This is a genomic window from Necropsobacter massiliensis (assembly GCF_000827595.2).
GTDB lineage: Bacteria > Pseudomonadota > Gammaproteobacteria > Enterobacterales > Pasteurellaceae > Necropsobacter > Necropsobacter massiliensis.
On the sequence record NZ_LN776206.1, the window covers coordinates 1 to 215 of the forward strand.

The window sequence follows — 215 nt, forward strand, 5'->3', positions numbered from 1 at the left end:
GTACAAGCAGTGGGAGCCCTTAGGGGTGACTGCGTACCTTTTGTATAATGGGTCAGCGACTTATATTTTGTAGCGAGGTTAACCGAATAGGGGAGCCGAAGGGAAACCGAGTCTTAACTGGGCGAGGAGTTGCAAGGTATAGACCCGAAACCCGGTGATCTAGCCATGTGCAGGTTGAAGGTTGGGTAACACTAACTGGAGGACCGAACCGACTA

1 rRNA gene is annotated in these 215 nt (G+C 51.2%); it reads left to right on the top strand.

Going from position 1 to position 215, the window contains the following annotated elements:
• Positions 1-2: 2 nt before the first annotated feature.
• Positions 3-215, top strand: a 23S ribosomal RNA gene (locus BN3349_RS11825); the annotation flags it as partial.